This window comes from Acinetobacter sp. YH12041 (assembly GCF_013419975.1).
Taxonomy (GTDB): domain Bacteria; phylum Pseudomonadota; class Gammaproteobacteria; order Pseudomonadales; family Moraxellaceae; genus Acinetobacter.
Genome location: NZ_VOZC01000014.1, coordinates 63,817 through 77,265 on the forward strand (window position 1 = coordinate 63,817; position 13,449 = coordinate 77,265).

Genomic DNA, 13,449 nt, shown 5'->3' on the forward strand with positions numbered 1-13,449 from the left:
GCATTATGATGATTTTGACTGATAAAAAGCCACGTGTGAATGTTGAAGGGATTTTAACTTCGGAAGAAATCCACGAAATTGAACATCACATTGGGCATTACCCTTACCCACGTGCAGCGTGTCTTGATGCGCTGAAGTGTGTACAACGCCGTAATGGCTGGGTAGACGATGCTCAAATGAATGCCATCGCGCAAATGCTCAGCATGAGCCTTGCCGATTTGGAAGGGGTTGCAACGTTCTATAACCGTATTTACCGTCAGCCAGTGGGTCGTCACGTAATTTTACTGTGTGACTCAATTACATGTTTCTTGATGGGTGCGGAGACTTTAGCAGAAGCATTCCAGCGTGAATTGGGTATCCAGTTCGGCCAAACCACAGCGGATGGCCGTTTTACCTTGCTTCCAATTTGCTGCCTAGGTAACTGTGATAAAGGTCCAACCCTCATGATTGATGAAGATACTCACGGTCTCGTGGAAGTAACATCAATTAAACAGTTATTGGAGAAGTATGTATGAATACCGAACCAAAACCAATTTATGGCGACGGTAACCCGGAAACGCATCCACTGACTTGGCGTCTAAGCAAACAAGCAAATGTCCGTCATGTCGATGACTATGAAGCGCTTGAAGGCTATGCAGGCTTTAAAAAAGCTCTGTCTATGACACCGAAAGAAGTGCTGGAAGTTGTAAAGGCTGCAACCGTAAAAGGTCGTGGTGGTGCAGGCTTCCCGGCAGGGATCAAATGGTCGCTGATGGCGCCAAATGACAATTCAGGTCCACGTTACCTGATTTGTAATGCCGATGAGATGGAACCAGGTACCTTCAAAGACCGTCTGTTGATGGAAGATCTTCCGCATCAGCTGATCGAAGGTATGCTGATTGCAGCTTATACCCTTGAAGCAACTCAAGGTTATATCTTCATCCGTGGTGAATACATCGAAGCGGCGAAGTACCTGAACGAAGCACTTGAGCAGGTTCGTGCCAAAGGTTACCTGGGTGACAACATCCTGGATTCTGGCTGGAGCTTCGAGTTACACGTGCATACCGGTGCGGGTCGTTATATCTGTGGTGAAGAAACTGCATTGATTAACTCGCTTGAAGGTCGCCGTGCAAACCCGCGTACCAAACCGCCATTCCCGCAGGTTGCAGGTGCTTGGGGTCGTCCTACGATCGTGAACAACGTAGAGACCTACAACAACTTGCCAGCCATCATGTTGCGTGGTCCAGAATGGTACATCGGTCTGTCTGCAGGTAAATCGAAAGATCCTGGCACAAAAATTTATGGTGCTTCAGGTAAGGTGAAATTCCCAGGTCTATGGGAACTGCCATTCGGTACCACTGCACGTGAAGTGATTGAAGAACATGCCGGTGGTATGCGTGACGGCCTGAAGCTGAAAGCATGGTTACCAGGTGGAGCATCAACTGACTTCCTGGCTGCTGAGCATATCGATCTTCCGATGGATGCGGAAAGCATCATGAAAGCAGGTTCACGTTTAGGTACCTGTCTATTGATGGTGGTTGATGAAACTCAATGTATGGTTTCAGCAACCCGTAACCTCGAAGAATTCTTTGCGCGTGAATCATGTGGCTGGTGTACACCTTGCCGTGATGGCTTACCTTGGGCGGTGAAAGCGCTTAAAGCACTTGAAGATGGTACTGGCAAGAAAGAAGATATCGATCACTTACAAGAACTGACTCGTAAGCTTTGGATTGGTAAAACTTTCTGTGCTCACGCACCAGGTGCTATGGAACCGTTAATGGGCGCACTCAAACATTTCCGTGGCGAATTTGAAGCGAAAGTCGTAAATGCTGCCGCTCAAACCCGCAACGTAGAACAAGCTTAAGGAATTCGACTATGGCTACAATTCATGTCGATGGAAAATCGTATGAAGTCAACGGCTCGGAAAACTTGCTGCAAGCATGTTTGAGTCTTGGCATCGACATCCCATACTTTTGTTGGCATCCATCCTTAGGTTCTGTCGGTTCTTGCCGTCAATGTGCTGTGACTCAATACGCGAATCCAGAAGATACGCGTGGTCGTTTGGTCATGTCATGTATGACACCGGCTGCTGACAATACCTACATCTCGATTGAAGACAAAGAAGCAAAAGATTTCCGTGCTTCTGTTGTTGAATTCTTGATGACCAATCACCCGCACGACTGTCCAGTCTGTGAAGAGGGTGGCCACTGTCACCTGCAAGATATGACCGTGATGACACAACATGACCGTCGTCGTTACCGGTTCACCAAGCGTACGCATTACAACCAAGAACTTGGTTCGTTCATTGCGCACGAGATGAACCGTTGTATCGCATGTTACCGTTGTGTTCGTTATTACAAAGACTATGCGGGCGGTACGGATTTCGGCGTATATGCAAACGCTTCTCGCGTTTATTTCGGTCGTCCGGAATCAGGTACTTTGGAATCTGAATTCTCAGGTAACCTGACTGAAGTATGTCCGACTGGTGTATTCACCGATAAGACTCACTCAGAACGCTATAACCGTAAATGGGACATGCAGTACGCACCAAGCGTATGTCATGGCTGTTCTTCAGGTTGTAACATCTCTCCAGGTGAGCGTTATGGTGAGCTTCGTCGCGTTGAAAACCGTTTCAACGGTGAAGTTAACCAATATTTCCTGTGCGATAAAGGCCGTTTCGGTACCGGTTATGTAAACCGTAAAGACCGTCCGCGTCAGCCACAGTTCCGTACTGGCACGAATGTAGAAACTGTTTCTGTTGATACAGCATTGGATACCGTAATTGCGAAAATCCAAGGCAAAAAAGTACTGGGGATCGGTTCACCACGTGCATCGCTTGAAGCTAACTTCGCACTACGTGAGTTAGTTGGTCAAGACAATTACTCAACCGGTATGGCTCAAAAAGAGCAAAATTTGGTTGAGCTGGCTGCATCGATCATGCAAACCGAAGGTGTTTATAACCCGAACATGCGTGAAATCGAAAGCTATGATGCGGTACTCATTCTGGGTGAAGATCTGACTCAAACTGCGCCACGTATGGCTTTATCTGTTCGCCAAGCTGCGAAAAATAAAGGCAAGGAAATGGCTGCAGAGCGCCGTACCCAAGAATGGCTGGCTGAACCTGTACAACGTATTGCCCAAGATGCGAAATCTCCGATTTACATTCTGGCTGCAACACAAACACGTTTGTCTGACGTTGCGGAAGGTGAAGTGGTTGCTTCTCCAAATGACATCGCACGTTTAGGCTTCGCGATTGCTGCGGGTGTGAAAGGTGAAGTCATCACTGGTCTTGATGACGATGCGAAAGCATTTGCACAAACCATTGCAGATACGCTGAAAGCTGCCAAGAAACCACTGATCATCTCTGGTACAAGTCTACAAGACGCAACCATCATGGAAGCTGCTGCACAAGTAGCACAAAACCTGGGTAATGCGGGCTTGACCTTGACTGTTCCTGAAGTGAACTCAATGGGGCTGGCAATCTTCGGTGGCCAAAGCCTTGAGCAAGCATTTGCACAAGACTATGACACTGTCCTAATTGTAGAAAACGATCTTTACCGTCGTTTACCAGCGGCTCAGGTTGATGCTGCGCTTGCAGGCAAACAGGTGATCGTATTGGATCACTCTGAAACTGCGACTGTGAAGAAAGCGAACATCGTATTGTCTGCTGCCTCATTTGCTGAAGGTGATGGTACTGTCGTTTCTCAAGAAGGCCGTGCACAACGTTTCTATCAAGTGTATGACCCTAACTACTACAACCCGGAACTGGCAATCAAAGAATCTTGGCGCTGGTTACACGCACTGGAAACAGGCGTACAAGGCAAAGCGATTTCTTGGACAGTACTGGATGATGTCATCGAGTCAGTAGCAAGCAACGTTCCTGCACTTGAAGGTATTCTGGATGTAGCACCAGATGCAGGCTTCCGTGTCCATGGTCTGAAAGTGGCACGTGAACCACGTCGTTACTCAGGTCGTACTTCGATGCGTGCGCCATTGTCTGTACATGAGCCGAAACAGCCTACTGATAAAGACACTGCATTAACATTCTCTATGGAAGGTTATGTCGGTGATGAGACTCCATCTTCACTGATACCATTTGCTTGGTCTGCAGGCTGGAACTCACCACAAGCTTGGAACAAATACCAGGATGAAGTGGGCGGTCATTTAAAAGGCGGTGATTCAGGCGTTCGTTTATTCGACCGTTTACCAAAACGTCCAGTGCGTAGCTTTGTTGCACCAGCCCCTGTGCTTGTAAATGCTGAAAGCTTCCGTCTGGTACCAATGCATCACATCTTTGCATCTGGCGAGTTCACCATTAAAACTCCGGCAATGGAATCACGTATTCCTGACGCAGTATTTGCAGTGGGCGAACAGGATGCTACACGCTTGAACCTGCAAGACGGTCAGAAGATCACTGTGAAAGCAGGCGAGACTTCAATCGTTCTTCCTGTACAAGTGATTGAATACTTACCAACAGGTTATATTGGCTACCCAATTGGTCTTGCACCAACGGTATCTCTTGCAGAGCCTGTTTCAGTCGCGGTAGGAGCGTAATTCATGGAACAAGAATTAATCCGTCAAACGCCGCTGTGGGCTGAAAACTGGCCAATCGCCTATTCAGTACTTCAAGCGATCGTGATCTTACTGGTTGTAGTACTGATCGCTGCGTTGATGTCTTTTATTGAACGTCGTTTACTCGGCTTGTGGCAAGACCGTTACGGTCCGAACCGTGTAGGTCCGGGCGGTATGTTCCAGATTGTTGCCGACATGCTGAAAATCATGTTCAAGGAAGACTGGACACCAAAATTTGCTGATAAATTGACTTTCCGTATGGCTCCAGCAGTTGCAATGGCAACTGCGGTGCTGTCGTTCATGGTTATTCCTGTATCACCTTATCTAGGTGTTGCAGACATGAGCATCGGTCTGTTGTTCTTCATGGCAATGGCAGGTATTGCGGTATATGCAGTACTGTTTGGTGGTTGGTCTTCTAACAACAAATACGCATTGCTTGGTGGTCTACGTTCAGCAGCGCAAACTATTTCTTATGAAGTGTTCCTGGGTATTTCCCTGATGGGTGTGGTGGCAATTGCCGGTTCATTCAACATGCGTGAAATCGTAGAAGCACAAAAAGATGTCTGGTTTATTATTCCTCAGTTCTTAGGCTTCCTGATCTTCGTGGTTGCAGGTGTTGCGGTAACGCACCGTCACCCATTTGACCAACCAGAGGCGGAACAAGAATTGGCGGAAGGTTACCACGTAGAATATGGCGGTATGAAATGGGGTATGTTCTTCGTTGCGGAATACGTCAACGTAGTACTGATCTCTGCATTGATCGTAACCCTGTTCTTCGGTGGCTGGTTAGCACCATTTGGTCTTGATTTCCTTCCACCAGCATTCTGGTTCATTATTAAAACAGCGTTCTTCGTAATGATGTTTGTATTGGCGCGTGGTTCTTTAATGCGTCCACGTTATGACCAGGTGATGAACTTTGGTTGGAAAATTTGCTTGCCATTGGCGTTGGTTAACCTTTTGGTGACTGGTGCTGTGATTCTGTTGAATCAGGCCTAAGACAGCAGGGAGAACAAAATGTTTAAATTTCTAGCTGGATTCGGGTCAATCGTTCGTACGTTGTTCATGGTCTTTACCCATGCAACGCGCAAACGTGACACCATTTTATATCCGGAAGTGCCAGCCGAAGAAATCGTGCCACCACGTTTCCGTGGTCGTATCGTGTTAACGCGTGACCCAGATGGCGAAGAGCGTTGTGTGGCATGTAACCTGTGTGCGGTTGCATGTCCGGTAGGCTGTATTTCACTCCAAAAAGCAGAACGTGAAGATGGTCGTTGGTATCCGGAATTTTTCCGTATCAACTTCTCTCGCTGTATTTTCTGCGGTATGTGTGAAGAAGCATGTCCTACGACTGCAATTCAAATGACACCAGATTTCGAATTGGGCGAATATGTTCGTCAAGACTTAGTCTACGAAAAAGAACACTTGCTGATTTCTGGTCCTGGTAAATATCCTGACTATAACTTCTACCGTGTCACCGGTATGGCAGTTGCTGGTAAGGACAAGGGTCAGGCACAACGTGAAAGTGCACCTGTTGATGTACGGAGTCTATTACCATGATGTGGCCATTTTATTTAATGGCCCTTGTGGCCATCGTCTCTACAGTTCGTGTGGTAACTAACACGAACCCGGTACATGCTTTATTAAGCCTGATCGTTTCACTCCTTGCTGTAGCAGGGCTGTTCCTGATCGTGGGTGCACCATTTGCGGGTGCGCTTGAAGTCATCGTTTATGCTGGCGCGATCATGGTGTTATTCGTGTTCGTGGTAATGATGCTGAACCTGGGCGAACAGACTGTCGCTCAGGAACGCAAATGGTTGACTTCATCAGCGTGGGCTTATCCGGCATTGATGAGCTTCCTGATTGGTCTGATCCTGGTTTGGGTACTTAAATCAGATTACGTGCAGCCTTCAATGGTCATGGGCACAGAAATGGTCGGTCCTAAAGCGGTAGGTCAATCACTCTTTACGCAATACTTATTGTTGGTAGAAGTTGCCGCGATGTTATTGCTTGCATCACTTGTTGCAGCATTCCATTTGGGTAAACGTGAACCAGGTGCAGAAGAGGAACAACAATAATGGGCAACATCCCTTTAGAGCATGGTTTGATCGTTGCATCCATTCTTTTTGCACTGGGTTTTTACGGTGTAATGGTGCGACGCAACCTGCTATTCATTTTAATGAGCCTTGAAATCATGATGAATGCTGCTGCTTTGGCATTCGTCCTGGCGGGCAGTGCATGGGCACAGCCTGATGGTCAAATCATGTTTATTCTGATTCTGACCCTTGCTGCGGCAGAGGCGTGTATCGGTCTTGCGATCGTCCTTCAGTTCTATCATCGCTTCCATCATCTGGATGTGGATGCTGCTAGTGAGATGCGCGGATGAGTTATTTATATCTAACAATTTTATTCCCGCTCATTGGCTTCGTCCTTTTAGCGGCAGGGCGTCATAAGCTTCCTGAAACAGTTGCAGCCATTATTGGTGTAGGGGCTGTGGGGTTATCGGCATTGTTCGCACTCATTGCGGGTATGGACTTTGTCAACAATGGTTCTACCGCAGTAGTACAACCTCTTTGGACCTGGTTCAATGTCGGTGGTTTTGCACCGGGCATCAGCCTGCACTTGGACGGTTTGTCTCTGTTGATGCTGGGCATGGTGACAGGCGTTGGTTTCCTGATCCACATCTTTGCATCATGGTACATGCGCGGTGAACAAGACTTCGCACGTTTCTTCTCTTACTTCAACCTGTTCGTTGCAAGCATGTTATTGCTGGTACTGGGTGACAACCTGGCGTTGTTATTCCTGGGTTGGGAAGGTGTAGGTCTGTGTTCTTACCTGCTGATTGGTTATTACTACCAAAACCCTGCAAACGGTGTGGCAGCGATCAAGGCATTTACCGTTACCCGTATTGGTGACGTATTCCTGCTGATTGCCATGTTCTTGCTGTTCCAGCAATTCGGTACGCTGAATACTCAGTACATCGTTGAAAATGCTGCGACTGTGATGACTCAAAGCTCATCATTAACCATCTGGACTGCACTAATGTTGTTCCTAGGTGCTGCTGGTAAATCTGCACAGATTCCACTGCAAACCTGGTTGGCAGATGCGATGGCAGGTCCGACTCCTGTTTCTGCATTGATCCACGCTGCAACAATGGTAACAGCAGGTGTTTACCTGTGCTGCCGTCTGTTCACAGTATTTGAACTTGCACCTGAAGTGATGATGTTCATCTCAATTACTGGTGCGGTGACATTGCTGGTGGCTGGTTTTGCTGCATTGGTACAAACAGACATCAAACGTATTCTGGCTTACTCAACGATGAGTCAGTTGGGCTACATGTTTATGGCTGTAGGTGCTGAAGCATACCAGGCAGGTCTGTTCCATATGCTGACTCACGCATTCTTCAAGGCATTATTATTCTTGTCTTCTGGTGCAGTGATTCTGGCTTACCACCACGAACAAAATATCTTCAAGATGGGCGGTCTGTTCTACAAGAACAAATTCCTGTTTGCATGTTTCGCCATTGGTGGCGGTGCATTGGCTGCAATTCCATTCATCACTGTGGGCTTCTTCTCAAAAGATGCAATCCTGGGTGCGGTTTGGGTACAAGGCCAATCAATCGCAGTTTACAGCACACTTTACTGGGTGGGTGTAATCGGTGCGTTCCTGACTTCGATCTATACATTCCGTCTGATCTGGGTGGTATTCTTCGGTAAAGAAAACACACCTTACCATGCAATCAAGGGTGTAACTTACTGGGGTCCATTGGCAATTCTTGCAGTACTTTCAACTTTCGTGGGTGCAGCATTAAAAGCGCCTGTGGAAAGTATTTTGAATGCGGCTAAACTTCCTGCATTTGAAATTCCGGAAGCACTTGAACATGGCATGCATACTGCAGAATACACAGCAGTAGGTATTGCACTGGTAGGTCTTGCAATTGGCGTGGTGCTGTTTGCTTTTGCTTACAACGCTGTGAAATCTTTTGCGAAAACTTCTCTGGGTGCGGGCCTTGCCAACATCTGCCGTAATGCACTTGGTTTCGACAAGCTGTATGACATCGTTTTTGTGAAGCCTTATTTGTTCTTCGCGAAACTGTTCGGCCGTGATCCGATTGATGGCTTCTGGCTGGTGCTGCCTGCACTGGTTAAAGGTGGTCATAGCTTTACCAGTTCACGTCAAACAGGTTCACTGCGTGAATATGCATCTAGTATGGGGCTCGGTGTCGTTGTCCTACTGATGATCTTGCTCGTGATTCAGGTAGTGGGGAAATAAAATGGAAGCTCCAAACAATATTATTTTGCCGGCTCTGATCCTCATTCCGTTCATTGCAGGTTTTATTTGCTGGTTGGTCGATAAACTCGACCAACACCTTCCGCGTTATATCGCGCTGATTGGTATGTTAGTGACGCTGGTCTTGACCATCGTCCTTTGGCAGTCGGGTACTTATAACTATGAACTTGGCGGTGCGGCTCCTACGTGGGCAGCCGAGTTTAAATTGCCTTGGATTCAAACCCTGGGCATTAACATTCACCTTGCGGTGGATGGTTTATCTTTACTGATGGTTGGCTTGACTGCACTCCTTGGTGTGCTGGCAGTAGGCTGTTCGTGGGGTGAGATTCAGAAAAACGTTGGTTTCTTCCACTTGAACCTTTTATGGTCTCTGGGTGGTGTAATCGGTGTATTCCTGGCGATTGACCTGTTCCTGTTCTTCTTCTTCTGGGAGATGATGCTGGTGCCGATCTACTTCCTGATCGCACTTTGGGGTCATAAAGGGGCAGAAGGCAAGTCACGTGTATATGCTGCAACCAAGTTCTTCATTTACACACAGGTAGCTGGTTTAGTCATGCTGATTGGTATCCTTGGTCTGGTGACTGTAGGCTACACCATGACTGGTCAAATCCGTTTCGACTACAACTACCTGATGGGTGTAGCGAACATGCTGGATACACAAGCACCAGCAGTTGCTTATGCATTCATGATCTGTCTATTTATCGGTTTTGCGGTAAAACTTCCAGTTTTCCCATTACACGGCTGGTTACCAGATGCGCATGCACAAGCACCAACAGCGGGTTCTGTTGACCTTGCAGGTATCTTGATTAAGACAGCTGCTTATGGTCTGATCCGTTTCGTGATTCCATTCTTCCCGGCGGCTTCTGCACAGTTTGCAGACATCGCGATCATTTTCGGTTTAATCGGTATCTTCTACGGTGCTTGGTGTGCTTTCCAGCAAACCGATATGAAACGTTTATTGGCGTATACGTCTATTTCACACATGGGCTTCGTTTTACTTGCAATTTATGCAGGTAACATCCTGACCTTCCAAGGTCTGATGATCATGATGCTGGCTCACGGTCTGTCATCTGCAGCGCTGTTCATTATGTGTGGTCAGGTGTACGAACGTGTTCATACACGTGATATGCGTTTGATGGGTGGTATTCGTGGTCAGTTCCCATACCTTGCATTCTTCCTGATGTTCTTCATCGCGGCGCTTGTCGGTATTCCAGGTCTAGGTAACTTCATTGGTGAGTTCCTGATCCTGATGGGTTCATTCGGTAAATTCCCTGCATTCACAATCCTCGCTGCAATCAGCCTGGTATTTGCGGGTCTGTACGGTTTGATTCTGATCCATAAAGCGTTGTTTGGTGTTCCAAACGAAGAGCAAAAACAGCACTACACAAATCCGTTAAAAGATTTAAATGCACGTGAAGTGGTAATTTTGCTGATCTGTGCATTTGGTCTAGCATGGCTTGGTCTATACCCACAAAGCTTCCTTGACGTTTCTAACTCAAGCATGGCGTGGTTAGCGAATAGCTACATTCCTGTGTCTGAAGCAGCTGATGCTGTGCAGCAAGCTGCCGTTTCAGCTGAAAATGTGGAGATCCAATAAGCCATGAACTTCACAATGTCTTTTTCTGAGCTTATGCCTCTAGCACCTGTGATGATCGTGTCATTGACTGCGATCGTCGTGATGTTGCTTACTGCAATTAAGCGTAACCATAACTTAGTTGCGACTACGACAGTCATTGGTCTAAACCTGGCGGCGTTGTACATTCTGTTCGTTCTGTTAGCGGGTCAATTTGCACCTGCCAATGTAATGAATCTGTTCCTCGTAGATCCGTTTACGATGCTGTATCAGTTTGTGATTATTGTGGCTGCACTGGCGTGCAGTACCTTGTCACATGCTTATATTGAAACCTATAAAGATAACCGTGAAGAACTATACATCCTGATGCTGACCTCCGTTGCCGGTGCGATGCTGATGGTGGCAAGTTCTCACTATGCATCTTTCTTCATTAGCCTTGAGCTCATGTCGATCCCTGTATACGGCTTATTGGCGTATACACATCAACGTTCTCAATCACTTGAAGCAGGTGTAAAATATCTGGTGCTTTCAGCAACTGCATCTGCAATGTTGTTGATGGGTATGGCATATGTTTATGCATATACAGGTTCTCTAAGCTTTGTCGCTGAACCAGGCAAACTGTTGACTGCATTCAGTCAGCCTGCTGTGGTGATCGGTCTGGCACTGATTGTATTCGCTGTTGGCTTTAAACTGTCACTGGCTCCATTCCACAAATGGACACCAGACGTATATGCAGGTGCTCCAGCGCCAGTTGCAACTTTCCTTGCAACTGTATCTAAAGTGGCAATGCTGGGTCTGTTCGTACGTTATGTATTGTCTTCTGGCTTAATCCTGTCAGATAGTTTCGTCACTATCATCAGCGTGATTGCAGTACTTTCCATCATTGTAGGTAACTTGCTTGCAGTGAAACAGGTGAACTTGAAACGTATCTTGGCATACTCTTCAATTGCTCACTTCGGTTATGTACTGGTTGCGATCGTATCTGCACGTAATACTGACTTTTTACAGGTTCAAGGTTTCGCGACTTTTGAAAGTGTAAACGTCTATATCATCACGTATGTATTGACTACGATTGGTGCTTTCGGTGTGGTAACGCTGATGTCTAGTCCGTATAACAATACAGATGAAGCAGGTAGCCTGGCGGAGTACCGCGGTCTGTTCTGGCGCCGTCCAGTATTGACTGCTGTATTAACTGTGATGATGCTGTCTCTAGCAGGTATTCCATTAACAGCGGGCTTCATCGGTAAGTTCCTGGTAGTGAAAACTGCGGTAGCAGGTGAGTCTTGGTTCCTTGCTGCGATGGTCATCCTGGGTTCAGGTATTGGTCTGTACTACTACCTGCGTGTGATGGTTGTCATGTATATGACTCCACCAGAAACACCACGTCTTGACGCTGTAAATCACTGGGGTCAGAAAGTTGGTGGTATCATGGTATTGCTTGTCGCATTACTGGTACTGGTGATCGGTGTTTATCCGGATCCAATCATTGCGCTGTCTCGCTATGCGTTCTTCGCAATGTCGCCTGAATTACAACAGTTTATTTTCACTTTGGTTCAAAGTGGTTTTAACTAATTCAGCGCAAGTTTGAAGTTATTACAAAAAAGCCTCCACGATTGGGGGCTTTTTTAGTTAAACAAATCCGGAAAAGTCTTTATAATAGCGGAAATTTATCTTTAACCTTCTAGGTGTTCTCCCGTGGCAATCCATGAAATCCGTCATCCTTTAATTCGACATAAACTCGGTTTACTGCGTCGTGCTGACATTAGTACCAAGAACTTCCGTGAGCTGGCTCAGGAAGTGACTATGCTTTTGACTTATGAAGCGACCAAGGATCTTCCTGTCGTTGAACATGAGATTGACGGCTGGAACGGACCGGTAACTGTAGACCGCATTGCAGGTAAAAAAATTACTGTGGTGCCAATTCTACGTGCAGGTATTGGTATGCTGGATGGTTTCCTGAATCTGATTCCAAGTGCCAAAGTCTCTGTACTGGGTCTGGAACGTGATGAAGAAACCCTACAGGCACGTACTTATTATAAAAAACTGGTTCCAGACGTACAAAACCGTCTTGCCATGATCATTGATCCAATGCTGGCGACTGGTTCTTCTCTGGTAGCTGCGATTGACGTATTGAAAGCTAGCGGCTGTAAAGATATTCGTGTGATGGTATTGGTCGCAGCACCTGAAGGCATTAAACGTGTTGAAGAAGCTCATCCAGATGTGGTGATTTTCACTGCGGCGATTGATCATGGCTTGAATGAAAATGGTTACATCGTTCCGGGTCTGGGAGATGCGGGTGACAAGATTTTTGGTTCAGTTCAAAAAGACTAATATTTTTGAAAATGAACAGAAAAGGGGCTTTTACAGCCTCTTTTTTATATACTGAATACTGACAGATACAGAGTAGGGGACGTTTATGACTTCCGAGCAATACCAAGGAAAAGTAAAACAGTACAATCCAGAAAAAGGATTTGGTTTTATTTCTTCACCTGAAGGTGAGGTATTTTTTCATATCTCGGATTTCCCTGCCGATTCAGGTGAACCGAAGCGCAATGACCGGGTAAAATTCAATGTGGTTCAGAATGGGGATCGCTATAAAGCCATCAAGATTGAGCGTGTAGAAGATAAATCGAAGAAAGCCAAAAAAGCCAAAGCGGTAGCAGTCAATACTTCGATTACATCAGCACTATTGTCGAATTTAAAGCGTTAATATTTGCTTGGAAAATTCATTTAAAATAGGGCCTTAGGGCCACTGCTGTCCCATAGTTTGCTTTAAATAAAAAAACCTGAGTCCTAACAGTTAAAATATGAGTGCAAACAAACACTTTAACGACCAGGATTCAGGTTTTGTCCCATCAGAATACCGTATTTCATGAGCTAATTAAACCTGTTGTGCGACAGGATTTTGAACAACTTGCTAAAGTACACCATGTTGGACAGAAATTTAGAGCGGCTTCCCGGTGGGATCAGTTTATTGCCATATTGATGTCTCAATTCTCTTGTAGGCAAAGTCTGAGAGATATTCAATCCAATTTGGA

General features: G+C 46.3%; 13 protein-coding genes. All 13 read left to right on the forward strand.

All coding sequences use genetic code 11. The features are described 5' to 3' along the window. Positions 1 to 5 precede the first annotated feature (5 nt). Positions 6 to 515: an NADH-quinone oxidoreductase subunit NuoE gene (gene nuoE, locus FTU00_RS11455; protein ID WP_180179731.1), complete on the forward strand. Its 510-nt coding sequence runs from the start codon at positions 6 to 8 to the stop codon at positions 513 to 515. Beyond that, the gene (gene nuoF / locus FTU00_RS11460; protein WP_004785084.1) at positions 512 to 1,843 is read left to right on the forward strand and encodes an NADH-quinone oxidoreductase subunit NuoF; all 1,332 of its coding nucleotides are present in this window, start codon (positions 512 to 514) and stop codon (positions 1,841 to 1,843) included. The genes nuoE and nuoF overlap by 4 nt, the downstream gene beginning before the upstream one ends. An 11-nt stretch (positions 1,844 to 1,854) precedes the next feature. Further along, complete coding sequence (nuoG, locus tag FTU00_RS11465) at positions 1,855 to 4,533, forward strand: NADH-quinone oxidoreductase subunit NuoG (RefSeq protein ID WP_180179732.1); 2,679 nt, start codon at positions 1,855 to 1,857, stop codon at positions 4,531 to 4,533. Positions 4,534 to 4,536: 3 nt separating this feature from the next. Beyond that, entirely contained in the window at positions 4,537 to 5,547 is a 1,011-nt protein-coding gene (nuoH, locus tag FTU00_RS11470; protein ID WP_004785081.1) for an NADH-quinone oxidoreductase subunit NuoH, read from the forward strand. Positions 5,548 to 5,565: 18 nt separating this feature from the next. Beyond that, positions 5,566 to 6,108 (forward strand): NADH-quinone oxidoreductase subunit NuoI, encoded by a 543-nt coding sequence (gene nuoI / locus FTU00_RS11475; protein WP_004785079.1) that lies wholly within the window; start codon positions 5,566 to 5,568, stop codon positions 6,106 to 6,108. Further along, complete coding sequence (nuoJ, locus tag FTU00_RS11480) at positions 6,108 to 6,626, forward strand: NADH-quinone oxidoreductase subunit J (RefSeq protein ID WP_171056685.1); 519 nt, start codon at positions 6,108 to 6,110, stop codon at positions 6,624 to 6,626. The genes nuoI and nuoJ overlap by 1 nt, the downstream gene beginning before the upstream one ends. Next, the gene (gene nuoK, locus FTU00_RS11485; RefSeq protein ID WP_004280769.1) at positions 6,626 to 6,934 is read left to right on the forward strand and encodes an NADH-quinone oxidoreductase subunit NuoK; all 309 of its coding nucleotides are present in this window, start codon (positions 6,626 to 6,628) and stop codon (positions 6,932 to 6,934) included. The genes nuoJ and nuoK overlap by 1 nt, the downstream gene beginning before the upstream one ends. Further along, positions 6,931 to 8,820, forward strand: coding sequence for an NADH-quinone oxidoreductase subunit L (nuoL, locus tag FTU00_RS11490; RefSeq protein WP_180105232.1), 1,890 nt, complete (start codon positions 6,931 to 6,933; stop codon positions 8,818 to 8,820). Before nuoK ends, nuoL begins: the two co-directional genes overlap by 4 nt. A gap of 1 nt (position 8,821) precedes the next feature. Next, a complete protein-coding gene (nuoM, locus tag FTU00_RS11495) occupies positions 8,822 to 10,435 on the forward strand; it encodes an NADH-quinone oxidoreductase subunit M (protein ID WP_004785072.1) in 1,614 nt (537 codons plus the stop codon). Positions 10,436 to 10,438: 3 nt separating this feature from the next. Next, positions 10,439 to 11,983, forward strand: a complete 1,545-nt coding sequence (gene nuoN, locus FTU00_RS11500; RefSeq protein WP_004785070.1) for an NADH-quinone oxidoreductase subunit NuoN — start codon at positions 10,439 to 10,441, stop codon at positions 11,981 to 11,983. Between the two features lie 123 nt (positions 11,984 to 12,106). Then, positions 12,107 to 12,742 (forward strand): uracil phosphoribosyltransferase, encoded by a 636-nt coding sequence (gene upp / locus FTU00_RS11505; RefSeq protein ID WP_004785068.1) that lies wholly within the window; start codon positions 12,107 to 12,109, stop codon positions 12,740 to 12,742. A gap of 85 nt (positions 12,743 to 12,827) precedes the next feature. Next, a complete protein-coding gene (locus FTU00_RS11510) occupies positions 12,828 to 13,121 on the forward strand; it encodes a cold shock domain-containing protein (RefSeq protein ID WP_004785065.1) in 294 nt (97 codons plus the stop codon). A gap of 137 nt (positions 13,122 to 13,258) precedes the next feature. After that, positions 13,259 to 13,449: DUF4372 domain-containing protein (locus FTU00_RS11515; protein WP_180179733.1), on the forward strand; the 191-nt coding region annotated here is incomplete at its 3' end.

Coding starts and splice junctions, on each gene's coding strand:
- nuoG (WP_180179732.1), top strand. CDS start 1,855: ATGGCTACAATTCATGTCGATGGAAAATCGTATGAAGTCAACGGCTCG.
- nuoM (WP_004785072.1), top strand. CDS start 8,822: ATGGAAGCTCCAAACAATATTATTTTGCCGGCTCTGATCCTCATTCCG.
- nuoI (WP_004785079.1), top strand. CDS start 5,566: ATGTTTAAATTTCTAGCTGGATTCGGGTCAATCGTTCGTACGTTGTTC.
- nuoJ (WP_171056685.1), top strand. CDS start 6,108: ATGTGGCCATTTTATTTAATGGCCCTTGTGGCCATCGTCTCTACAGTT.
- nuoK (WP_004280769.1), top strand. CDS start 6,626: ATGGGCAACATCCCTTTAGAGCATGGTTTGATCGTTGCATCCATTCTT.
- nuoN (WP_004785070.1), top strand. CDS start 10,439: ATGAACTTCACAATGTCTTTTTCTGAGCTTATGCCTCTAGCACCTGTG.
- nuoH (WP_004785081.1), top strand. CDS start 4,537: ATGGAACAAGAATTAATCCGTCAAACGCCGCTGTGGGCTGAAAACTGG.
- nuoL (WP_180105232.1), top strand. CDS start 6,931: ATGAGTTATTTATATCTAACAATTTTATTCCCGCTCATTGGCTTCGTC.
- FTU00_RS11510 (WP_004785065.1), top strand. CDS start 12,828: ATGACTTCCGAGCAATACCAAGGAAAAGTAAAACAGTACAATCCAGAA.
- nuoE (WP_180179731.1), top strand. CDS start 6: ATGATGATTTTGACTGATAAAAAGCCACGTGTGAATGTTGAAGGGATT.
- nuoF (WP_004785084.1), top strand. CDS start 512: ATGAATACCGAACCAAAACCAATTTATGGCGACGGTAACCCGGAAACG.